Here is a 21,339-nt window from a genome sequence, read left to right as displayed (position 1 = left end):
GGGGGGCGGCCCGGGGGAAGGTCCCCCGGGGGCTTGTCTGTTGTCGGGGTTTCGTCGCGGGCCTCGGCTTTCGGCGGGGTTTTGCGCACGACTTGAATGGGGCGGTGGCGGGTCGTCTCGGCGGCTGCCACGCCGGCTGTTGGCCGGTGTGCAAGCACCGTGTCTGTGGTGAGTGGGTGGTGGGGCGGAGGTGGTGGGGGGAGGCGGGTCGTCTGGCCTGTTTCGGTGGGTGGTGTGCTCTGAGAGCCCGTTAACGCAACACAGGACACAAGGCCGGGTGGGAAGGGGCCTCAAGAGTCCTCAAAGTCAGGGCAAATAGGGCATATGGCCTGCCGGGGTGTGGTGATGGACGGCCTCACCGGCCGACCTCCGCCCACCGGCCCGCATGCAGGCGTCGCGCCGGGCGGGCGGTCATCTGGGTCCGGGGTCGTGCAGATATGCGAGCCGACCGATGATCTCGGCCTCCAGCGGACCGGGTGGCGGCCACGGGAATCGGGGAATGCTGGCGCGGAGCAGAATGAGGCCGTGCAGTGCCGCCCAAAGAGCGGTCGCCGTGGCGAGCGCGTCCTCTGCATGGGACGTGCCATCGCGCATCGCATCGGCGACGTCGCGCAGAAGTATCGAGAATGCTTCGGCGGGAGCGAGCTGACTGGCGATGGGCTCGCCGACTATGGGCGCGAGCTGGCGTACCGCCTGGTCAATGCGTTCTTCTGTGGTGCTGCTACCCCTGGGCCGTGGGCGGGAGAACAGAAGGGCGTAGAGCTCTGGCTGTTCGGCACCGAAGACGAGATAGGCGTGGCAGTCGGCCAGAAGTCGTTCACGCGCGTCGTCCGCTCCCGCCCGGGCGGTCTCAAGATGACGCACCAGCAGTGATCGGGTTTCGGTGACCACGGCCTCCACGATCTGGTCGGGCGTGTCGAAGTGCGCGTAGATCGACGGTGGCGCGATGCCGACCTTGCGGGCGATCGCCCGCAAGGTCACCGCGCTGTCCGATCCGCTCTCGACCAGCAGCTCACGGGCTGCGGTCACAATCTCGTCGCGGAGTTGCCCGCCCTGACCTCGGGGGTTACGTCTGCGTGCTGCCGCTGGAGCCATGACGATGACTTTACGGCCGTAAGTTCTCGTGCTCTACTTACGGCCGTAAGGTTACATCGGTAGCCCGAAGAGGGATGGTCATGGACGTTCTCGTTCGCATACTCGACAGCCGTACGAACGTCGGTGCCTGCGCCGAAGGGTCACGGTGCACCGCATGAGCGCCACGACCGTCACCCCGCTTTCCATGGGCAACAGCAACGCCTACCTCCTGCGTGGCGAGCAGGTGATCCTCGTGGACACGGGCGGACCGGAGGACGGCGACCGCATGCGCGACGCGCTGTCCGCGCAGGGCCTTCAGCCCCGCGACATCGCCCTGGTCCTCCTGACCCACGGCCACAACGACCACAGCGGCACGGCAGCGTTGTTCACGGATGCCGGAATTCCGATCATGGTCGGCCTGGGTGACGAACAACTCCTGCGCACGGGACGCATCGGCGTACTCCCGATCAGTCATCCAACCGGGGCGATCTTGAGGCCCATGGTCCTCCGCGCGAAGGCCCGGCCGGTCGAAGCCGACATCCTGGTGGAGGACAAGTTCGACCTGAGTTCCTACGGTGTCGACGCGCACGCTGAGCGGTTCGGCGGCCACACCCCCGGGTCGCTCGTCGTCCGCGTCGGCGACGACACGCTCGTCGGCGACCTGGTTCGCGGTGGAGTGCTGCGTCGCCAGAGCCCGAAGCGCCATTTCTTCACCGAGGACGCCGCCGGAGTGCGCAGGGCGCTCATGACCGAGCTCGACCGCCGCCCGCAGCGCCTGCTCCCCGGCCACGGCGGGCCCCTCGACGCGGACGAGACCCGACGACGCCTCGACAAGGTCGCTCCGGTGCCCGGTCGGCTCGCGACATCCGGGTGAGGCAGGTGGCGCTAATGGATGATGGCCCCTGCCTGACCCCGCAGCTCACCACGGATCTCAGACACGGTGCTTGTACGCCCGCGAACGGACGGTGGTTGGCCGCCGAGACGGCTCGTCACCGCCCCATTCAAGTGGTGCGCAAAGCCCCGCCGAGAGCCGAGGCCCGCGACGAAACGCCAGGCACAGACTGGCCCCCGGGGAACCTTCCCCCGGGCCGCCCCCCTCTGCCTTCCCTTGCGGGTCCGGGCCGGGGGTCAAGGGTTAAGCGCAGCGCAATCGGCGAAGCCGACGCGACGTAGGAGCGCCCTTGACGCCCGGACCGGACCCGCGACAATCAACAACAAGGGGCGGCCCCACCCGCCATGTTCGACGCCGGACACCCCGACTACCCCTCGGCCCGAACCCTCACCCTCACCCACCCGCCCTCAACGACAGGCAAGACGCGGGCTCAACGGCACCAACCGCAGCCGCAGTTCCTCCGCCACGTCGAAGCGTAAGTACGGGTGAACGGTCCACTCGATCCACTGCTCCTGGTAGCTGAGCGAGAAACCGCAGGGCTCGTTACGGTGCAGCGCCGCGATCGCGCCCAGGCACCCCCCGTCGTCAACCCAACTCAGCGCGCGGTGACGCTCGATGGGGGGCAAGGCGGACGCGAGGGAACGTACGGTGACCCGGATGTGGCGGATGGCCTCGGCGGGGTTGGTGGCGGAGTGCCGGGAGATCTGGGAAATGTCGTCGCCGTGCAGCGAGTCGTAGGTGGTCTGTTCGCACCAGAACGCGCGGGTGGCGGAGGGATGGTCGTACATGGCGGGTATCTCCTGGCGTACCAGCGCGGGCCGGAGTTGACCCCTGCCCGCCGCCGGCATGAAGAACGGCGAGCAGAGGTCAACCCTTGTGTCCTCTCCCCAACTTCGCACGGGGGTAGGGAGAGTTGCGCCGGCTTCGGACACGCCCCTGCCGAGGAGCCCGCCCGCAGTGACGACGCACAGCGACGGTAGCGTTACGCGGTGCCGCATGGCAAGTGTGCACCGGAGCATGTAGGCCCACTGGGATATGCCAAGAGCCCCCCATTCGGCGTGGGGGGCTCTTGTGGCAGGTGAAGGGGCCTACCGGGCGAAGTGGTCGAACTCGCCGGCTTTGACTCCCGCAACGAAGGCCGCAAAATTGCTACGGCTGGTGGTCGTAACAACGTTCGGGTCGTCACTCTCCCGCAGAAGGATTCCGCCGTCGAGTTCCGCTACCTCGACGCACTGTTCTCCCGCGTCGGAGAATGAGGACTTCTGCCAGTTGATCTCTCTGCTCATGCCTGGGTCTCTCACAGTTCTCGTGCGATGTGGTGGATGAAGCTGCGCGACTCAGCAGGCTCCAGGGAAGCCTGCTCGGCAAAGTCGAGCAACGTTCGATTCTTCTCCAACTCGGCTGCGGCATCCAGAAGGCGGCCGTCGTACGGGTTGTCGATGTGGACGGTGTCGAGCTGTGGAACGGCATAGCCCGCATAGAGCACAGTCTGTGTGAGCAGGAAGAAGTCCTCGTTGGCGAAGGGGACGACGCGGAGCATGATGTCCGGGCGTTCGGACATCTCCATGAGGTGTTCGAGCTGCTTGCGTGCGACCTTGCGTCCGCCCACCCGCATCCGGAGGGCCGCCTCGTGCACGATGGCCTCGACGTCCGGAGGATTCTCCCGATCGAAGATCGACCGCCGTCTCATGCGGTGCTCGACGCGTGCCTCTACTTCCTCGGCGGGGAGTCGGGGGAGTGCGCTGTTGAAGACGGTCCGGGCGTAGTCCTCTGTTTGGAGAATGCCCGGGAAAGTGACCGGTTGCAGGTAACGGAGGTACTGCGCATGGTGTTCGAGCTCCGCGATGTTCAAGAAGCCGGGAGCAAGGACACCGCGATACTCGTCCCACCAATACTGCCCCCGATGCTCGCGCGCAATGCCACACAAAGCTTCGATCAACGCGCTGTCGTCGCAGGCATAGAAGATCGCCAGCGTACGAATGCGCTCTTCGCTGACGCCGATTCGGCCCGCCTCGATGTGGCTGATCTTGGCCTGATCGGTGGAGAGCAGGCCGGCGGCCTCGCGAGCCGTTTTGCCCGCGCGTTCGCGTAGTTTCCGCAACTCCCCACCAAGGCGGGCCTGTCGGGCGGTCGGGTTGTCCCTTGGCGGCATGTCACCTTCCTCTGTCTGCGCACAGTCTCGCGCCTAACCGTGTCTGGGGTCCACCTGCGTCACCGATACGGGTGACACCCTTGCCTGGGGCATTAATGCCCCCCTACTCTGCCGGTGATGGCGTGCCACACGGACGCCCACCACCCCAAGCGCACCCGCGCACCCGCGCACCCGCGCCACCGCGCCACCGCGCGTCCCGCCACGACGTTGGGAGACGACAAGATGACCCTCACCGCCACAGCATTAGCTCCCCCACAAGGCGGCGAAACCTACCGCCTGGCCGTGCCCAACACGGCCTCCGCGCCGAAGATCGCCCGGGACTTCGTCGGTTATGTCCTCCTGGTCAGCAGGCACGATGTCCTGCTCGATGACGCGCAGTTGTGTGTGACCGAGGTGGTCACCAACGCACACCGGCACACCTGCACCCAGCTCATCCGGGTCACCGTGACGATCAACCGCAAGCAGGTCACCGTATCCGTCGTGGACGACAAGCCGTGGGCTCTGCCCGTACCTCAGAGGCCGCACCCCACGTGTCCTCCCCACCCCGCGTACGAACGGTCCTCCGGGCAGGGGCTGTTGCTCGTGGAGACACTCGCGAACGCGTGGGGGGCCACCATCCACGGCGGCGTCTCGCCCACGACCAAGGCGGTCTGGTTCACCCTCACCAAATCCGCTCCCGCGTGACAGCGGCCGACGGCGGCCCGTACTGGGACTTCATCTTCATAGCGGTCACGCTCGGAGGGACAGCCGCGGGCCTGGTGCTCACACCGAAGCCGGAACGGGAACAGGACCCGGCCTCGGCCCCGACCCCGGCCCCGACTTCGGACGACCGACCGGATCCCCGTACGTGACGACTCGTACAACCAGCAATGGGGCCTGCGGAAAACAGATCACCGCGCCGACCAAGAACACCGCGCCGACCCGTCCCAAGGGGTCGGGCCGGCGCGATGGGGGCAGACGGTTGGTCAGGCCGTCTACCTCCGATCATCGAAAGAAAGGTCGAGGCGCGCCAGTGCTTGGCGACTAGTCGCCAAGCGAGGGACTGATCGGCGAAGGCACCACCGGCGACGCCGGTTCCCCCTCCACGCGCTCCTCCACCCCAGCAACCACCCCAGCAACCACCCCACCCACCACTCCGTCCTTCTCCGCCTTCTCCTCGCCCAACCCCCGCATCAGCAGCCAGTACCCCAGCCCGGCCACCGTCCCCAGCACCGCACACGTCCCCCACAACCACACCGCACCGAAGTGGTCGATCACAAAGCCGCCCACCAATGGGGCGACGAGGGCGGACGCGGCCCAGGACAATGTGTACATGCCCTGGTAGCGGCCTCGGCCGTGGAGCGGGGAGAGCCGTACCACCAGGCCGGTCTGGGTGGGCGCGTTGACGATCTCGGCCATGCTCCAGACGCAGACGGTGAGGGCGTAGACGGCGATCGAGTCCGCGAAGGCCGTCAGGCCGAAGCCGTACCCCGCGAGGAGGGAGGACAGGATCAGCAGGCGGCGGGGGTCGCGGTGTTCGATGAAGCGGGTGACCGGGATCTGCATCACGACGATCAGGACGCCGTTGACGGCGATGGCCAGGCCGTAGTCGGCGCTGGTGAACCCGTCCGAGCCCATGGCCACGGGGAGGGCCACGTACCCCTGCATGAAGATGAGGGAGACGAGAAAAGACAGCCCGACGACGCTCATGAACCGCCCGTCGCGCAGCACGGCCCCCATGCCGACGTCCGTGACCACGGACGTCTGCGCCGCACTCTTCACCCGTACCGGCGGCCGGGACTCGGGCAGCTTCAGGAAGACGACCACCGCACACGCGAACGTCAGCAGAGCCTCCCCGAGGAATCCGGCGAGATAGCTGTACTCGGCGACGAAGCCGGCCCCGGCGGAGGAGATGGCGAAGCCGAGGTTGATCGCCCAGTAGTTGAGGGAGAAGGCCCGGACGCGGTCCTCGGGGCGGACGATGTCCGCCATCATCGCCTGGACGGCCGGCCGGGAGGCGTTGGACGTCATCCCGACCAGGAACGCGACCCCCGCGATGGCCAGCGGATCGTGCATGAAGCCGAGCAGAGCGACGGACCCGGCCGTCGACGTCTGCGCGATCAGCATCGTCGGCCGTCTCCCCAACCGGTCGGTCATCACCCCGGCGACGAGCGACGAGACCACTCCGCCGAGGCCGTGGAGGGAGACGACGAGACCGGCGTACGAGGCCGAGTAGCCGCGGTCCATCGTGAGGTAGAGGGCCATGAAGGTGGCGACGAAGGCGCCGAGCCGGTTGACGAGGGTGCTCGTCCACAGCCACCAGAACTCCCGGGGCAGCCCCGAGACGGTCTCCCTGGTGGCACGCCTCAGCCCGGACACGATCGCGGTGGGACCGGTGACTGGCATGGACATCCCCCAGGGGCGGCGAAGAGGCAGGTGGTACGGGAGGCAGGAGCGCGACCGGCCCCCGACCAGGTAAGCGTCTCATCACCTCCAGGCAACTTACAGACGCCCTCCGACCGAACGCCACCCAATACCCAGCAGCACCCCAACCAAGACGGTCTCCGAACGCCCCTCCAGGCGGTCGATCGGACTCTGCCATTAGGCTCTGCGACATGGCCGACGCACCGTACAAACTGATCCTCCTCCGCCACGGCGAGAGCGAATGGAACGCCAAGAACCTGTTCACCGGCTGGGTGGACGTCAACCTCACGGAGAAGGGCGAGAAGGAGGCGGTGCGCGGCGGTGAGCTGCTCAAGGACACCGGCCTGCTGCCCGACGTACTGCACACCTCCCTCCAGAAGCGCGCCATCCGCACCGCCCAGCTCGCGCTGGAGTCGGCGGACCGCTCCTGGATCCCCGTACAGCGCTCCTGGCGCCTGAACGAACGCCACTACGGCGCCCTCCAGGGCAAGGACAAGGCGCAGACGCTCGCCGAGTTCGGCGAGGAGCAGTTCATGCTCTGGCGCCGCTCGTACGACACCCCGCCGCCGGCCCTCGAGGACGGCACGGAGTTCTCCCAGAGCGCCGACCCCCGCTACGCGACGATCCCGAGCGAACTGCGCCCGCGCACGGAGTGCCTCAAGGACGTGGTGGAGCGCATGCTCCCGTACTGGTACGACGGCATCGTCCCCGACCTCCTCACAGGCCGCACGGTCCTGGTAGCGGCCCACGGCAACAGCCTCCGCGGCCTGGTCAAGCACCTGGACGGAATCTCAGACGCGGACATCGCGAGCCTGAACATCCCCACAGGCATCCCCCTGGTCTACGACCTGGACGCAGACTTCCACCCGCTCACCCCGGGCGGCACCTACCTGGACGCAGACGCGGCAGCAGCAGCAATCGAAGCAGTAAAGAACCAGGGCAAGAAGAAGTAACCAGAGCGATCAGGCAGGCCCCCTACCTCCGGCTTCCCCGCTGGTAGGGGGCTTGTTGCCGCGCTGTGACGATCTCTGGCCGCCTCTGGGCCGTCACGTGCGAAAGTGCGCTTGACATGATCCAGGCTTCGTGAGGTGATCCACTCATCGTGATCCTTGGGGGGATTGTTGTACCTAGCCACCGTGACGCTCGCGTCCGCCACCGCTGACTCGCCGGGAGAACATCTCCAACTGGCGGCTTTCACGGCAGCAGCCGCAGTACTCCTCATATGGGTGGGACGCAGGCAGCGCCGCACCGGGCGCGGCGTGATCGCCTCTGACGAGACGATCAGAACCCCCGACCGGCTGATCCCACCCTCACTGCCAACCCGCGGCCACCGAACCGCCGGCTGCGCGCTGATCGTCCTCGGGGCCATCTTCGCCCTGCCGGCGGTCTTCAACACCGTGGCGGCGATCCATGGACTCGTCGGCTGAGCCCGGCGTATGACCGAGAGCGAAGCGGATCTGCTGGTGTTGCTGCGCGAGCTGGATGATCCGGAGCGGCTGGAGTGGCCGCGGCGATACGACCGTAGGGCGACCGCAGCCCTCTTCGGTGGTCTGGTGACCCGGCTCGAAGGCGACTTCGCAGCCCTCTGCACGCATGAGCAGGACACCCAGGACTCCAGCGAGTACGGACGTGTCGTCGTGCTGGCCGAGGCGACCGTATGCGGAACCCGGATCGTTGTCTGCGTGAGCAAGTTCGGATCACTGGCGCTGGTCTGCGCGGACAACCCGGGCGCCTTCCTCGGAACGGAGGAAGCACAGGCCGAGGGAGAGCTGGACAGTGCTGACCTTGCCAGGGTCAACCGTGCGTTGGTCGATCTCGGCTACGTAGTGGTCGCCGAGGAGCTGCTGGAGAGTGATTACGACGGGCCGAGCCAACTGCTCTGGCGTGTTGAGCGGCCCACCTGGTGGGCTCGCTTCTTCGGCTACTTCTGACGCTTCCGCCGGCAGGGTCAGGCCCACGTCGGTCGGTCGGCCAGCCCGGGGTTCCTTGGCTCAGATGCCCCGGTAGCGTCGCGACGTACTGCTACCGTCCCCGCATGACGCACTCGGGCTCCACTGCCGGCGCTGTTGACCTTCGAGTCGAGCCGGTGGACGAGCTTCTTGAACGTGTCGAGCACGCTCTACGGACTCGTTTGGATCCGGACACAGTGGTACGCAAGCGCCGGTCCGTCGGTGCCCGGACCGACCGCGACACCTGGGTACGAGCGGAGCGGCGCCCTCTCGGCAAGATCACCGAGCAGGGGTGGAACGGTACGGAGTGCGCCGCTCGCCTCGAAGGTGTCGCCCAGCCGACGTGGCAGGGGTGTGTGGTCTGGCGGGACCCGGACGAGCCGGTGATGTGGCGGGCCGACGAGACCGACCTCCTTCCCGGCAACCCGATCGGGACCGCCGTGCTGAGCGAGGAGCCGGTGCTGTCCGATGAGTGGTGGCGCGCCTGCGGAGCTTCCCTGGACGCCCTCACGCGGAACACGACCAGCAGGGTGGCCACCCCCGACACTGTCACGATCACACAGGACGTGGTCACCGAGTCGATCCGGAGCGCGTTCCCCGAGGAGATCAACACGACCGTCGAACGGTGGGTACCGGCCCACGCCGACCTGAACTGGGCCAACATGAGCGCGCCGGTCTTCTCCCTCTTCGACTGGGAGGACTGGGGAAACGCCCCCCAGGGCCTCGACGCCGCGACGCTCTGGGCCGCCTCGCTCGCCGTCCCAACTCTGGCCGACCACGTACGGCGCGAGCGGCGCCACGACTTCGAGAGCCGGGACGGCAAGCTGATGACGCTCTTCGTCTGCTCGAAAATCCTCGGGCCGCACGTGCACCCGGAAGACCCTCGTATCGACCCCGCCCGGCGCATGTCACGGCAGTTCGTCGCCGAGCTTCAGGCGGGCTGACCGCGCGACCGCTCCCTGAGAAGGGCGCAGTATTCGTGGATCGTCCGCTCGTCGATGTCGGCTGCCAGAGCGTCGACCAGTTTACCCAGATGAGTCGGATCGTTGCTCTTCCTGCCGCTCGCCCACTGGGAAGGCACTGAACTCCCTCCCTGAGTGGACGACTTCAAGTCCCGCCCCACGGATCGAATTACAACTTTCTCTACTGGTTCAAGACGGCTCGTCCCGCTCCCCGCTGGCGGCCCCCCCGGCCAGGCCTGCACCCCTGTCGCCGCCCCGCTCCAGCCTGGCCTGCGCCGGCGCCGCGCGCACAACAACCAGCCACCTGATGACAGCGGAGGGAATGTCGAGGCTGGGCGGTCGACTCTGCGGCTTTAGCCGCCTCCCGGGTTCGGCTCCCGCGTCGAGCAAGACTAGGCGCCCACTCGTTCACAATTTCAACCAACGTACGGCCCCCTGATCATGATCGACTCGAACCGGACAGGACACTGACTCAACTCGCTCCGCCGACAGCGAAGGTTCTCGCGCCCGACAGACAAGAGACGTACAGTTTGAATGCTGCCATGGGCGGAAATTGTCTATGCAGGCGGCGAAACTACATTCGAGTGACGAGGCGATCATGCTGCTCCGGTTCAGGACGACGAACTACCGGTCGATCCGCGACTCATGTGACTTGGTGATGACGAAGGCGAGCTTTAATGGCATTCGTCCCGAAAAGGGCAAATGGTCAGAAGTCACCAACCGCATTGCGGGAATCTTTGGCCCGAATGCATCCGGGAAAACGACAGTCCTGGACTCGATGGCATTCTCTCGCAACGCAATCGGGAACTCAGCGTCGTGGACCACCCGCCAATCCTTCCCGCACCACCCCTTCCTTCTCGATGGCATTTCCAGTAGTGCTCCTTCTATTTTCGAGATGGACTTTGTCTACACCGGAGTCCGCCACTCCTACGGCTTCGAAAGTAATGAGAGAGGCGTACAGGCGGAATGGCTTCACACCTACCCGGAGGGGCGACGCAGGGTTCTATTTGAGCGCGAGAAAGAAGATTACACTTTCGGGCGACACCTAAAGGGGGAAAACACTAGGATCTCGCGGCTCACCTCGGAGATGAACCTATTCCTCTCGATGTCCGCATTCGCGAATCACCCTTACATGCGAGGACTCAGGCAATTCCTAATTAATCACTTCGATTATGCAGTATTCTCCGAATCAAGTCAAAATGGCCGCATTCGCGCTGTAAAGAAGTGGATCGAAAGTGATCACATTCTCCGGCGCGCGGAAAATCTTCTTCGTTTCGCCGACCTTGGTATCAAAAGGCTGTCAATCGAAAACGTGGAGGTAGCTGAAGAAGTCCAGCGAACCTTCCGGAAGGCTTTCCTTGCATTTAATGACGAAAGTGACAATGAGAAAGCAGAGGAGGCTTTCACGGATTTCCTCAAGGAGCAGCAAGTGCAAATTGGATTTTGGCACGAAGGTGGGGGCGATGATAAGGCATACCAACTGGATATCAATAAAGAAAGCAGCGGCACCGTCGCTTGGCTTGCACTAGCCCTTCCGGCGCTACGCATCGTAGATATGGGTGGAACTTTCTTCGTGGATGAGATCGACGCCAGCTTGCATCCGAGGCTCACCTCAGCTCTGATTTCTCTTTTCAAATCCGACGAGCTGAATCCTAAGGGGGCCCAACTCGTTTTCACATCTCATGACACATCTCTCATGGGGCACTTGACAGGCGAAACGCTTGACGCTGAAGAAATCTGGTTTGCCGAGAAAGCGAACGACGGGTCAACGGAGATTTACCCACTTACCGACTTTCAAGTGAAGCCCGACCACAACGTGGAGCGGCGCTATCTGGGCGGTCGCTATGGCGCAATCCCGTCCATTTCTTGGGAAGATCTTCAAGTTTCGCTACTTGAGGATGCGCAGGCATGAGTAGAAGCAAGAGCAGAGCACCACAAAGAATCGCGAAATCAAAAGGAAGGCGGGTCGAGTACCGAAAGATCTTAATTGCAACGGAAGGAACAAACACTGAACCGCAATATTTCGAGGGACTGTCGGCACACCTAAATGCCAAAGCGGTACGAGTGCTCAACGTCAAAACTGTAGGAGTGGGTGCAGACCCAGTACGAATAGTCGCAGAGGCGGAGCGTCAAAGAGATCGAGAGGCAAGGAGCGGAGATGGGTACGACGAGGTCTGGTGTGTTCTGGACGTCGACCGTCACGCCACCTTGGAGACCGCATGCATCAAAGCCAAGAAATTGGGAATTGACATGGCAATCAGCTCTCCATGTTTTGAACTTTGGCTCCTCTGGCACTACGAAGAATGTGCGGGATGGCGCGAAGGTAAGGCCCTCCAGCAGCGCCTAAAAGATAAACACAAATTTACCGACAAGAATCTTCCTAAATCTTTTCCGTACGATTCCTATGCTGACGCCGTTGCGCGAGCGGAGAAATGCAAAACGGCTACGATTGTTCATTCTCCCCCAAACCCTCACAGTACCGTATCTCGCCTTGTGAGGAAGATGCAAGCCTAGTGCTCATTTTGGCGAAGTTGGCCACGGGATAGTGCAGTAATGGCAAATGAAGGAGACCTGCGGCGCTGGAAAACTTGCACCAAATATGCACCAGTTAGCTGCCGGCGGCCGAGCGCGTGGCATAAGCCCTGCTACGAGCCGCCGCACGCGGCTGTCATATCAATGAGGCCCGAAGCCCAGGAGCGGACGGCAGTACCGCTGCCAACCAGTGAGTTGCAACTACTAGTTCAAGCCCGCCCTTTGGGCGGCGGGAGAGTTCTGGGGCTTTCGTTCCAGAGGGCCGCTTCTTCCGGAGCCTGTCGGGCGGACGGGGTACGGCGTCGGAAAGTCTGAGGCTACGTACAGCGAAGCCGGGGCCAGCCCCCCACGGCGCCAAGAAGAACTTGTGGCTGGCGGGGTCTCTTCGGGCCCGTGGCCCGCCGCTACGGATCACCCTCCGCCGGCTCGGGGACTGGGGCGCCGTTCCTGCCTTTGGCCCGCTCCGCCCCGCCCAGGCTCCGCGCCACCAGAGGTAGCCGCGGGGTTCTCCGTTTCACGCTTTGCCCCGCCCACCACCCCACGGGCCACCAGCCGAACCACCAAACCCACCACAGCACCCCCACACGAATATCAGCAGCCCAGACGCGGCACGAAGGCCAAGCACCGCTCACCCGAACACCAGCCTCAGAACCCGCAAGACGGTGAGGGAGGCGATGGGGAAGGTGAAGAGGTGGAAGGCAGGTGCAGGCAGGGAGGCAGTGCTTCCGGCGGGGGCGCTACGGCACTGAGATGAGGAGGGGCGCCGTACGCCGGTGCCGGTCCGTTGTGGTGAGCGTGATGGGCTCCCATCCCGACCACCTCCGACCCAGGCAGAGCCGAGCAGAGGCGACCCCTGGCGTCCAGGTCGTTCGTACAGTGGCGCGCTCCACCTGGACGCTAGTAACCACGCCCGCTCCACGGTGTGTGGGTCCAAGGAAGACGGGATGGGAGCCGGGATGAGTGGTGGGTCGAGGTTGCAGGATCACTCAGGTTGGCGTGGCTATCCCACCGGCTCGGTAAGTATCACTTGGGAGTAACGGCACCCGAGGCGAACCAATTGACCAAGGACAATGCAAGGACCACTGCGCTTTCTGCCTCGCCCTGTGAAACGTACAAAGGTGCTTGAACATCCGGATCGACATGCCGAGTATATTCATTGGTCCATAGGATCTGCATCATTCCCAGCAGGACTGCCTTAGGGGCGGCGGTCGAATCGACCTTGAAATAGAAATCCCACTTATCCGGCTTGTCGCGGAATGCTGAGATCATTTTTCCAAGAGTGGGAAGTGAATCCTTCGGTGAGATTACCGGTGCTGCGGCTGCCTCCACGGCTCGAACCGCATACCGGTAGGCCGCTGAAGGGTCGCGATGCATAGAGAATGCGTGCTTCCATGCATCTGCTAGTAACCGGCCCGCTCTGGCGTCGAGGGCCCCTGTGGCCTCTGCAGCGAGTTGCACGGTTGCATCGATTCGTTCCACCAGACCTGGCTTGCCTGCCACAATCCCAACTCGCCAAACCGATGCCGCTTCTTCGAGTATCGTTTCCAGCTGTTGGCACGCCTGATCACCGGGCTTCAGCTCAGACAGCGCAAGGTCCACAGCGCCTAGAAATGCATCAGGGTCGGTGTAGAGCGCCACCCTGAAGCTGGCGAGCCCATTCAATCTGTCAGTGTGGTCCGCCCCCGCTCCGGTCCACCTGGAAGAGATTCGCAGTATGCGTTCTGCCCTGCGGATCTTGGCAGTATCGGGGGATGAGTATCTTTTGTGGTTTACGTCCGTAATGAAGGTTCCCTGCATTCTGGCTGAGAGCCAGCGCCACAGCGATTCTTTCAACCACGTCGGAACGCCATCAGAGAGTCGGACAAATTCTTGCTGGCCAGCCTCGCTACGCCGCGCGGAGAAAGGTCGCCATTCTTCTGTTGATTCGTCCACTTTACCCTCGATGTCGTAGCAAGTTAGGAATCAGAGGTTACATGGTTTCGCGAGCGAGGCGTCGAAATTTCCAAATCTCCCGCATGCGCGACATGCGGGAAAGTGAATCAGGTGAGGCATGGTTGTTTAGCGGAGAGGCTGCCTTTCGCTGTGTAGCGGCCCAGTGCAGCACCCTGCCCGACCGCAGCCGCCGTTGTGTCCTTCCGCTCGGCGAGAGCCACCTGTTTTCACCGACCTCCACGCCATGGGCACCATCACTCCGCGAAGAATGAAGCTTTCCCCTTGTGAGGGGATTTTTGTGATCTTGCCAATGATGCTGTCCATCTCCCGAGTGAGGCATCGAGCATGTCATTTTCCCGTCCACTGAGTCCAACCGGAAGCGATTGGCGTACCTTTTACCTGACCCGTCCAACGTCGCTCGACAGTGGCCAACGACGACCACCAAGTACACGAGCCCCGTACCTGACGAGCAAAAACCCTGCTCACCAAGATCCCTGACAAGACTCAGGGATAGAAGAATGGCCCTGCACGCCCAAGGACCTGCCCGTGTTATTTCTCGGAGTAGGGGCTTTGTTGGTGTGTGCTCGTTCCGTTTTTGCAGCGCCGAGCGGAGCATCTTTTCGGCCTGATCAAGATCATTCAGTGCCAGTTCTGGCCCTGTGCAGCGTGTAAGCCATCAGCAGGGCGCCCCCGGCCGCTGCCCCCACCGCCAGGAAGCCGTGGGACGAGCGCCAGGACAGGACTGACCAGCGGGACTGGGCGGAGAGCAGGGAGCCTGTGCTCAGCCAGGAGCCGGCGGAGAGCAGGGACAGGGAGGAGCCGATCGAGCCTGCCGACAGGGCGCTTCCGATCGAGCCGATCGACAGGGCCGAACCGACCGAGCCCACGGACAGGACCGAGCCCACTGAGCCGATCGACAGGATCGAGTCCTTGGACCACAACGAGAGCACCGAACCGGAGGAGCCGGTGCGGGACGGCCGTACGGGCAGCTTTGTCATGAGGACATCTTGCCCGGTGCGTGCTCAGCAACGGGGGTTGTCTACGAATGGCGCGGGGCCCGGGTTGGGGCCTCCGGCATCGCGTACGTCTGCTGGGTCGGCCTCGGCAGGATGCTCTAGCCTCGGCGGGTGACGCTCTACTTCGACCCCCTCGCCGGCCTCGGCGACGATCGCCTCGCATTCACCGGGCGTTGGGAAGACCGGCTCTGGCTCAATGTCCCCGGGCCCTTCTACGGTGGGGAGACCGACACCTGTTGGACGGGGCGGCTTGCGGCGCCCAGCCATGTTCTCTACGGCGGTGAGTACCTCTCCGAGTACGTCTATCGCCAGCCCAAGACGCATGCGGACACCGCTCTGCTGGTCGAGGCGGCAGACCAAGACCCGTTTCTCGGGTACGGCTGTGACGGCGACTTGCGATGGACGCCGGAAACTGTCCGGGAGTGGTGGAGTGAGCGTGGACGGGTCACGCGGTACCTGGCCGACCACCGGAGCACCTGGGACGAGAGCGATGTGACGTGGGGGCAGGGTATAGGCGCCGCCGTCCGCGACTTCGAGGCCTATATCGCCGGCGGTCTGGCAACCGATCTTCGTGTCTATCTCTACTGGTTGGAGGAGCGACGGTCTCCCGCGCCCGGTGACCGGTTGCCAGAGTTGTAGCGGCAGTTACTCGCCCGCCTCCCACAGGGCTCTGAAGCGTTGGACCCGCTTTGCCACTCTGTCTGCTCGTAGGTCCATGATCGTTTTGGTGTTGACGCCCCGTAGGTCGAAGCCGATCTCGTACGACAGCGACTCGTCGAAGACGATGAAGTCGTTCGTCTCGTCCATGCGGGCGATCGGAGAGAGTTCCGAGAGGGCCAGGACGCGGACCTCGATGCCCAGGCTTTGTTGGTTGTCGCAGAACTGTTGGAGTTCTGGGGTGTTGTGGTCCGGTGTTTCCACTATGAACAGGCGGCGGATGCGGACCTGGCGTTCCTTGACCGCGTCGCGTTGCGCCCGTAGGTAGCGCTGGCCCAGTTCGCTCGGCCAGAAGTCTCGGTCCACCGACGTGCTCGTCGCGTCGATCGTCTGGGCCGCGCAATGCGTCAGGCTCACGATCCAGTCGTGGTCCTCGCCCTCGTAGTCCACCAGCTTCTGGTTGAGGTTCTCCATCAGCGTGGTGAGGCGGCTGATCTCCTCCCGCGCGAACGCCTGCATGATCGCGGGGGCGCTCGAACCCACCTGCGTCGCGCTCCGGACCAGGCGCGTGACCCCGTCGGGAGGGAGCGCCGAGCGGTCGACCAGGCCGAAGAGTTCCGTGACCTCGTTTATACGGGCGAAGCCTCGCGCGACCAGTCGCGTCATCTCCGCGTTGTGCTCGGTGAGCGTGTTCTCCACCCCGCCCAGCCGCCGCTCGAAGTCGATCATGTACTGGATGATCAGCGACGCGCCCCCCAGGAAGATGGAAGCGGTCAGCTTCCACACCTCCGGCTGATCGGTGATGTTCGTGAGTAAGTACGCCGTCCCGCCGATGAACGCCGTGATCAGCGACTTCAGCAGGAACGGCGGGATGCCCAGCGGCCCCGGCGCGGGGGTGCTCCCCGAGCCCTGCCTTCTCGACGATCCGTCCGTCTGTACGACCATGTGTACGAGTCCCCCCGTTGGGATCGTGCGGCGCGCCCGCGTCCGTCAGCGGATGGTCAGGGCGGGGTCGCGCCGCAACGGAATGGCCTGTAGGGCCAGTTGGTCCCTGATCCGCTGGACCAGGGTCTGCCACTGCCGGGTGAAGCCTGGTTCTCGTTCCAACACCTCCCACAGCGGGCCCAGCGCCCGGTCCGCACGAGCCTTCGGCATCCACAGGTGCAGCAGGTGGTCGACGGCCGGACGCAGTGCCGTGACCGCGTCGCGTCCGTCGGCCGACCCGAGCCGGCTGCGCTCGACCATCCGTACGAGAGTCGTGAGCAGCCAGTCGTGCAGGGCCAGGTCCTCGCAGAGACTCGTGGCGGCGGCGGATCCCGTACCCGCCGGCAGCCGCAGCTCCACGGTGCGCAGCCCGTCCTCGGCAAGGGTGAAGCGTTCGATCGAAGGGCCCTCACCGTCGGGGGCCAGCAGTGCGACCCAGCGCAGCCGAGTGCGCCGGGACTTGAAGGGTGCCCGTTGGTCGAGCAGTTGATGCCTGAGGAGCCTGCTGAGCAATCGTTCCGAGATCGCACCGACATCCAGTTCGCCGGGGCGGGGGGTGGGGAGCAGGAATCCCGCCGCCACGGATCGGTCGGTCAGTTTTCCGAACGGTTCGACCACCCCCGGCCGGGCCAAGTAGTGCCCCCACGGCTGTCGTTGGTCCGGACCGGAGGGAGGAGAGCGGAAGACCGCGCCTGTCTGGAGGACGCGGCCCCCGGTCAGTACGGCGCGGGCCGCGACGGTTCCCACTGCCCTGACCTTCGCCCCGGACGAGGTCGGCAGCCGGCAGTCCACGCCCGTGAGCACGTCCGCCGACACGGCGTAGGCGTTGGGGCGTTCCGAGACCAGGACCCTTTCGTCGCCGCGCAGTTGGAGCAGGTCCGCAGCCGCGGCGCCGGGCAGGGACTGCGCGTGCTGGAGCAGGGCCGTCCGTACCTCCCCGCACATCACCACCCACTCCACGGCGTCTCCCGGGGCGGCCACGTCAGGGTCCCGTGTAGAAGACGTAGGAGGCGCGGTCGGCGATCTCGTCCGGGACCGCCAGCCCCTCGCGCGCAGAGCGCTCGGCGACCTGGCGCAGCGCGCCCCGGTCCGCGTCGACCTGGTCGAGGATGACCCGTACGGCATGCTCGACGGGCAGGAACCGCGACGGGAGTACGGAGGCGGTGCGGTACGCGGAGAAGGGCGCGGCCGAGGCGTTGAGCTGGACGAGCGGCGGCAGGTCGTCCCACCGGCGCGGGAAAGTCTCGCCGTCCGGCCATGCCCGGGGACGTAGTACCGCCTCGCCGTGGTGGCGCAGTAGGCCGAGCCGGGCCAGCTGCCAGACCGCGGCGAGGAACGGACAGGACCACGTACGGCGGTTGTCGCGGTCGTCCCACATCTCGACGTCCACGAAGACGGAGTGGCGGCGGGCCGCGGTCTCGGTGGGCGGCGTCCAGGACGGGACCTGGGCCATGGCCTCCAACGTCCCGGTGTCCGGGCCGCGTTCGCCGTTGGCGAGCCACCCGCTCTCGCCGGCGGGCGGCCGTGAACCGTCGCTGCCGGCCGGCGGTGACTCCACGAGGCGGTGGGCCACGGCCTCGGCGACCGCGATCCCGTCGGCGACCGCGCAGCCCGACTCACGGGCCAGGTAGTCGATCGTCAGCCCGGCGTCTCCGGCCTCCGCGAGCAGGACCGGGATGAGCTCGGCGGGGGAGGAGAAGCGGGTGAAGTAGTCGTCGATGAGGAAGCACGTACTGATCCGGGGGCGCCGGCCGCCCACCGCCGCCGCCGCGCGGACCGCGTCGGCCCAGGGCCGTACCCGCGCGAAGTGCTCACGCAGCCGCCCGGGCCCGGCTTCGAAGTCCTCCATGTACAAGTGGCCCAGTTCCAGGGAGACATGGGCGAGCGGTACAGATTGGGTACGGGGTTCCGCGGCGGTCTCCCGGAAGACCGCGCCCGCCCCGGGAGCCGCCACCCCGCCGTCCCTCACGTCCGCCCCCTCATGTCCGCCCCCTCATGTCCGCCCCCTCATGCCTGACCCCTCACGTCTGCCCCCACGCGTCGTCGTCCGTCAGCCGCGCCGCCAGCTCCTCCAGCGCCTGCCGCGTCTCCATGTTGGCCACCCGGCTCGCCAGCACGTCCTCGTCCGTGATCAGCTGCTCCCGCCACTGGAGCACCGGCTCCAGCGGCACCGCACCCAGCACCCGGCTGAACCCGATGTCCAGCTCCGCCGCCAGCTTGTTGAGGTCCTGGTCGCACTTGCGCATCCACGCCGACTGGGCCGGCGGCACCTGCGACCACAGCGCCGACTCGGGATCCGGCACAGCGGCCCGTACGAACCGGATGCTGCCCCGCAGCCGGTCCTCGTCGTGCCCCCGGGCCACACCGCCCGCCACGATGCCGCGCGTACCGAACACCAGCCCGGCGGCGGCGATCACATGCTGCCGCGTCCAGCGGTGGTAGACGAGCCAGCGGGCGTCGACGTCCCTCAACTCCGGCCGGGAGGTGGCTTCGAGGACCATGTCCGTCGCGTAACTGCGGCCCGCGCTCAGGTCGACCACCACCAGGTCGAACTCGCTGTTGAGCCGCAGGAACAGGTCCACGCACCGGCCCAACACGTCCTTGCCGACGGCGAATTCACCCCCGCTGCGGTCCCCGGGCAGCAGCACCAGACCGCCCGAGCCGGTCGGCCGGTGACGCAGCACCTCGTGCTCGGTGTCGGCCCACACGTCGATCCGTACCGGCTCGGTGGCCTTGCCCTGGAGGTACGAGTGGAGCCCGCCCCGCTCGATGCCGCGCAGCGCGCCCGGCACGTCGAACACCGCGGCGGCGGTGGGGGAGCCGAAGTCGAAGTCCAGGTAGCAGACGTCGTCCCCGGCGAGCGCCTTGCGGTAGGCGACGTTGGCGCTGGTGACGGAACGCCCGGTGCCTCCCTTGTCGGAGGCGGCGAAGACGAGCACCGTTCACACTCCCCGGGAGGCGGTATGCCTGGCCAGGGCCAGGGTGTCCAGTTCGCCGAGCACGTCCAGGGTCAGCGCGACGGCCGTGCCGGGCTGGTCGTCGAGGATGAGCCGGGCGCGGCGGAGTTTGACCTCGACGCTCTTGAGCGCGATGCCGTGGGAGCCGTCGGCGAGCGAGGTCGGTTCCAGCTGCTCGTTGCCGAGCAGATGCGTGGCCTCGCTGAGCAACGCGGCGGCGAGCGTGGCCAGTTCGGAGCTGCGGATCGGCGGCTGGGTGTAGAGCTGGCGCGCCGCGACCATGCACTCGGTGACACGCTCCGTGATGTTCCACGACAACGGGCCGTCGTCGGAAGGCGCTTCGGGATACACGGCCTGGATGTTGTCCCACAGCCCCGCCCCGTCGCCGGTCCTGATCCGCCGGGTCCACACGTGGTCGAAGATCCGCTCGGCGAGGCGAAGCAGCCGGTCGTGCGCCGATATGTTCCGTGACAGCGCGCAGAGTTGGATGCTCCGCTTGAGCAGCTGCGCCGAGAAGTCGCCCATGGTCCACTCCATCGGCGGCCCGACCCGCTGGCTGCCCTGGAGCGGCAGCCGGACGCCGGGCCGGTGCAGCCCGATGGCGGAGTCGTTCTGGGTCATGCGGCTGGTGATACGGCCCCGTTCGGCGAGGCGCTCCATGATGCCGACGGTACGGGTCAGGTCGTCGTCCGTCGCACGCCGGCGCACCAGGTCCTGGACGAGGATGGCGGCGACGGAGAGCGAGAAGTACTCGGACTCCAGCCGCTGTCCCGTCGTACGCCAGGGGATGTCCTCCAGCGGCCAACTGCCCTCGCCGAAGCGGGCGATGCCCGACCAGTACTGCTGGGTGACCTCCCAGCGCAGCCGTAACGCCTCGGCCAGCCGCTGCTGTTCGGTGTTGAGCAGACCCAGCGTGAGGGTGCGGTCGGAGAACAGGTCCTGGATGCCGTCGAGGGCGACCACCGTGAAGTAGAGGTACGGGATGGGGTCCGCGACCCCGTCAGGCTGCGGGCCGATCGGCTCGACGGTCTCCACCGGCGGGGCGTCCTTCACCAGGCTCCAGGCCCAGCCGATCTCGAAGAGCTGGTTGTCGTCCTTGAGGCGGTCGGCGACGTCGACCCCGAGGGTGAAGCTCTCGCTGACGGTGGCGCGCAACGCCTTGAAGCGGCGCTGGAACTGCTGGAGGACCACCCGCTCCGACACCTGACCCTGGCCGAGGAGCTTGCCGAGCGTACGGCCCTGCGCCTCTTCCGGGTCGAAGACGTTGACGGTGAACGAGCGCAGCAGGCTGACCATCGCCGCCGTGAGCCGCACCTCGGTGGCGGCCTTCAACTCGTCGATCAGGGCCCGTACTTCGGCGCGGCGCGTCCGCGTCTCGTACACCTTGAGGAAGCCGAGGGTGGCGAGGGAGAGGGTGATGGACATCGAGAAGGCGTCCACGACGCCCAGTTCGCGCTGCTCCTGGGTGAGGTCCCGCTCGGGGTCCCCGGAGATGAAGTAGTAACCCCCGGAGAAACTGGGCCTCTTGTCCTCCGCCGCGTGCGTCCGCATGAACTCGGCGAGGACCGTGACGAGCTTGCCCGGCAGCTCCAGACGCCCGCCGACGCTCTTCAGCGCGGCCTGGACGTCCCGTTCCGTCGTGTCCGGGTCGTCGAGCCGGAACGCCGGGATCTCCGTGGCCGGATACATGAGGCAGAGCAGCCGTTCGGCGTCCGCGACACTGCTTCTCCCGCCCCATTCGCCCCAGTCCCATTCACCGTCCTCGAACGAATGGCGCGCGATTGCCTGCCAGATGTCCAGCAGATGCTGGCGTGGCTTGATCTGCATCC

The 21,339-nt window shown here is 65.8% G+C and carries 21 protein-coding genes; 8 read left to right on the top strand and 13 right to left on the bottom strand.

Annotation, left to right across the window (positions count from 1 at the left end; genetic code table 11):
• Window positions 1-411: 411 nt before the first annotated feature.
• Window positions 412-1,095: a TetR/AcrR family transcriptional regulator gene (locus tag GT042_RS15405; protein WP_161309273.1), complete on the bottom strand. Its 684-nt coding sequence runs from the start codon at window positions 1,093-1,095 to the stop codon at window positions 412-414.
• Between the two features lie 154 nt (window positions 1,096-1,249).
• Between GT042_RS15405 and GT042_RS15400 the strand changes: the two genes are divergently transcribed.
• Window positions 1,250-1,948 (top strand): MBL fold metallo-hydrolase, encoded by a 699-nt coding sequence (locus tag GT042_RS15400; protein WP_161309272.1) that lies wholly within the window; start codon window positions 1,250-1,252, stop codon window positions 1,946-1,948.
• A 425-nt stretch (window positions 1,949-2,373) separates the two neighbouring features.
• Here GT042_RS15400 and GT042_RS15395 read toward each other — a convergent pair whose 3' ends face one another.
• The 3 genes from GT042_RS15395 to GT042_RS15385 all read right to left on the bottom strand — a co-directional run bounded on the left by GT042_RS15395 (window position 2,374) and on the right by GT042_RS15385 (window position 4,118).
• On the bottom strand, window positions 2,374-2,754 hold the full coding sequence (locus tag GT042_RS15395) for a hypothetical protein (RefSeq protein WP_161309271.1): 381 nt from the start codon (window positions 2,752-2,754) through the stop codon (window positions 2,374-2,376).
• Between the two features lie 300 nt (window positions 2,755-3,054).
• Complete coding sequence (locus tag GT042_RS15390; protein WP_161309270.1) at window positions 3,055-3,252, bottom strand: DUF397 domain-containing protein; 198 nt, start codon at window positions 3,250-3,252, stop codon at window positions 3,055-3,057.
• Window positions 3,253-3,263: 11 nt separating this feature from the next.
• Window positions 3,264-4,118, bottom strand: coding sequence for a helix-turn-helix transcriptional regulator (locus GT042_RS15385; protein WP_161309269.1), 855 nt, complete (start codon window positions 4,116-4,118; stop codon window positions 3,264-3,266).
• A 117-nt stretch (window positions 4,119-4,235) separates the two neighbouring features.
• Between GT042_RS15385 and GT042_RS15380 the strand changes: the two genes are divergently transcribed.
• A complete protein-coding gene (locus tag GT042_RS15380) occupies window positions 4,236-4,802 on the top strand; it encodes an ATP-binding protein (protein ID WP_237530822.1) in 567 nt (188 codons plus the stop codon).
• A 339-nt stretch (window positions 4,803-5,141) separates the two neighbouring features.
• On the opposite strand, the gene GT042_RS15375 is transcribed toward GT042_RS15380, so the two are convergent.
• Window positions 5,142-6,503: an MFS transporter gene (locus GT042_RS15375; RefSeq protein WP_161309268.1), complete on the bottom strand. Its 1,362-nt coding sequence runs from the start codon at window positions 6,501-6,503 to the stop codon at window positions 5,142-5,144.
• Between the two features lie 209 nt (window positions 6,504-6,712).
• On the opposite strand from GT042_RS15375, the gene GT042_RS15370 reads away from it, so the two are divergent.
• The 4 genes from GT042_RS15370 (at window position 6,713) to GT042_RS15355 (ending at window position 9,414) form a co-directional block, all read left to right on the top strand.
• A complete protein-coding gene (locus GT042_RS15370) occupies window positions 6,713-7,474 on the top strand; it encodes a phosphoglyceromutase (protein ID WP_161309267.1) in 762 nt (253 codons plus the stop codon).
• Window positions 7,475-7,657: 183 nt separating this feature from the next.
• Window positions 7,658-7,948: a hypothetical protein gene (locus GT042_RS15365; protein ID WP_345943780.1), complete on the top strand. Its 291-nt coding sequence runs from the start codon at window positions 7,658-7,660 to the stop codon at window positions 7,946-7,948.
• A 9-nt stretch (window positions 7,949-7,957) separates the two neighbouring features.
• Window positions 7,958-8,452, top strand: coding sequence for a hypothetical protein (locus GT042_RS15360; protein WP_161309266.1), 495 nt, complete (start codon window positions 7,958-7,960; stop codon window positions 8,450-8,452).
• 104 nt (window positions 8,453-8,556) lie between these two features.
• Entirely contained in the window at window positions 8,557-9,414 is an 858-nt protein-coding gene (locus tag GT042_RS15355; RefSeq protein WP_161309265.1) for a hypothetical protein, read from the top strand.
• On the opposite strand, the gene GT042_RS15350 is transcribed toward GT042_RS15355, so the two are convergent.
• A complete protein-coding gene (locus GT042_RS15350; RefSeq protein WP_161309264.1) occupies window positions 9,402-9,551 on the bottom strand; it encodes a hypothetical protein in 150 nt (49 codons plus the stop codon). The two genes, GT042_RS15355 and GT042_RS15350, sit on opposite strands and share 13 nt — an antisense overlap.
• Before the next feature lie 440 nt (window positions 9,552-9,991).
• On the opposite strand from GT042_RS15350, the gene GT042_RS15345 reads away from it, so the two are divergent.
• A complete protein-coding gene (locus tag GT042_RS15345) occupies window positions 9,992-11,344 on the top strand; it encodes an ATP-binding protein (protein WP_161309263.1) in 1,353 nt (450 codons plus the stop codon).
• Between the two features lie 1,643 nt (window positions 11,345-12,987).
• On the opposite strand, the gene GT042_RS15335 is transcribed toward GT042_RS15345, so the two are convergent.
• The gene (locus GT042_RS15335) at window positions 12,988-13,626 is read right to left on the bottom strand and encodes a hypothetical protein (RefSeq protein WP_237530821.1); all 639 of its coding nucleotides are present in this window, start codon (window positions 13,624-13,626) and stop codon (window positions 12,988-12,990) included.
• A 905-nt stretch (window positions 13,627-14,531) separates the two neighbouring features.
• A complete protein-coding gene (locus tag GT042_RS15330; RefSeq protein WP_161309260.1) occupies window positions 14,532-14,894 on the bottom strand; it encodes a hypothetical protein in 363 nt (120 codons plus the stop codon).
• A 129-nt stretch (window positions 14,895-15,023) separates the two neighbouring features.
• Between GT042_RS15330 and GT042_RS39075 the strand changes: the two genes are divergently transcribed.
• Window positions 15,024-15,551 (top strand): ferredoxin, encoded by a 528-nt coding sequence (locus GT042_RS39075; RefSeq protein WP_161309259.1) that lies wholly within the window; start codon window positions 15,024-15,026, stop codon window positions 15,549-15,551.
• A gap of 6 nt (window positions 15,552-15,557) precedes the next feature.
• On the opposite strand, the gene GT042_RS15320 is transcribed toward GT042_RS39075, so the two are convergent.
• From GT042_RS15320 to GT042_RS15300, 5 genes are read right to left on the bottom strand one after another with little or no spacing between them, the layout of a single operon-like run.
• Window positions 15,558-16,514 carry a DUF6879 family protein gene (locus GT042_RS15320; RefSeq protein WP_161309258.1) on the bottom strand — a complete coding sequence of 319 codons (957 nt, stop codon included), beginning with the start codon at window positions 16,512-16,514 and terminating at the stop codon, window positions 15,558-15,560.
• A 45-nt stretch (window positions 16,515-16,559) separates the two neighbouring features.
• Complete coding sequence (locus GT042_RS15315; RefSeq protein WP_161309278.1) at window positions 16,560-17,498, bottom strand: SCO2521 family protein; 939 nt, start codon at window positions 17,496-17,498, stop codon at window positions 16,560-16,562.
• A gap of 37 nt (window positions 17,499-17,535) precedes the next feature.
• Window positions 17,536-18,522 carry an SCO2522 family protein gene (locus tag GT042_RS15310; RefSeq protein ID WP_345943779.1) on the bottom strand — a complete coding sequence of 329 codons (987 nt, stop codon included), beginning with the start codon at window positions 18,520-18,522 and terminating at the stop codon, window positions 17,536-17,538.
• A gap of 52 nt (window positions 18,523-18,574) precedes the next feature.
• On the bottom strand, window positions 18,575-19,492 hold the full coding sequence (locus GT042_RS15305; protein ID WP_161309257.1) for an SCO2523 family variant P-loop protein: 918 nt from the start codon (window positions 19,490-19,492) through the stop codon (window positions 18,575-18,577).
• Window positions 19,493-19,495: 3 nt separating this feature from the next.
• Window positions 19,496-21,337, bottom strand: coding sequence for an SCO2524 family protein (locus GT042_RS15300; RefSeq protein ID WP_161309256.1), 1,842 nt, complete (start codon window positions 21,335-21,337; stop codon window positions 19,496-19,498).
• Between the last annotated feature and the right edge of the window lie 2 nt (window positions 21,338-21,339).

This window comes from Streptomyces sp. SID3212 (assembly GCF_009865405.1).
In the GTDB taxonomy this organism is placed as follows: Bacteria; Actinomycetota; Actinomycetes; order Streptomycetales; family Streptomycetaceae; genus Streptomyces.
This window is presented reverse-complemented; position numbering and strand designations above follow the sequence as displayed.

Bases quoted from the DNA above. Each gene is read 5' to 3' on its own strand.
- GT042_RS15405 (WP_161309273.1), bottom strand. From the start codon at position 1,095: ATGGCTCCAGCGGCAGCACGCAGACGTAACCCCCGAGGTCAGGGCGGG.
- GT042_RS15400 (WP_161309272.1), top strand. From the start codon at position 1,250: ATGAGCGCCACGACCGTCACCCCGCTTTCCATGGGCAACAGCAACGCC.
- GT042_RS15395 (WP_161309271.1), bottom strand. From the start codon at position 2,754: ATGTACGACCATCCCTCCGCCACCCGCGCGTTCTGGTGCGAACAGACC.
- GT042_RS15390 (WP_161309270.1), bottom strand. From the start codon at position 3,252: ATGAGCAGAGAGATCAACTGGCAGAAGTCCTCATTCTCCGACGCGGGA.
- GT042_RS15385 (WP_161309269.1), bottom strand. From the start codon at position 4,118: ATGCCGCCAAGGGACAACCCGACCGCCCGACAGGCCCGCCTTGGTGGG.
- GT042_RS15380 (WP_237530822.1), top strand. From the start codon at position 4,236: ATGGCGTGCCACACGGACGCCCACCACCCCAAGCGCACCCGCGCACCC.
- GT042_RS15375 (WP_161309268.1), bottom strand. From the start codon at position 6,503: ATGCCAGTCACCGGTCCCACCGCGATCGTGTCCGGGCTGAGGCGTGCC.
- GT042_RS15370 (WP_161309267.1), top strand. From the start codon at position 6,713: ATGGCCGACGCACCGTACAAACTGATCCTCCTCCGCCACGGCGAGAGC.
- GT042_RS15360 (WP_161309266.1), top strand. From the start codon at position 7,958: ATGACCGAGAGCGAAGCGGATCTGCTGGTGTTGCTGCGCGAGCTGGAT.
- GT042_RS15355 (WP_161309265.1), top strand. From the start codon at position 8,557: ATGACGCACTCGGGCTCCACTGCCGGCGCTGTTGACCTTCGAGTCGAG.
- GT042_RS15345 (WP_161309263.1), top strand. From the start codon at position 9,992: ATGCAGGCGGCGAAACTACATTCGAGTGACGAGGCGATCATGCTGCTC.
- GT042_RS15330 (WP_161309260.1), bottom strand. From the start codon at position 14,894: ATGACAAAGCTGCCCGTACGGCCGTCCCGCACCGGCTCCTCCGGTTCG.
- GT042_RS15320 (WP_161309258.1), bottom strand. From the start codon at position 16,514: ATGGTCGTACAGACGGACGGATCGTCGAGAAGGCAGGGCTCGGGGAGC.
- GT042_RS15315 (WP_161309278.1), bottom strand. From the start codon at position 17,498: ATGTGCGGGGAGGTACGGACGGCCCTGCTCCAGCACGCGCAGTCCCTG.
- GT042_RS15300 (WP_161309256.1), bottom strand. From the start codon at position 21,337: ATGCAGATCAAGCCACGCCAGCATCTGCTGGACATCTGGCAGGCAATC.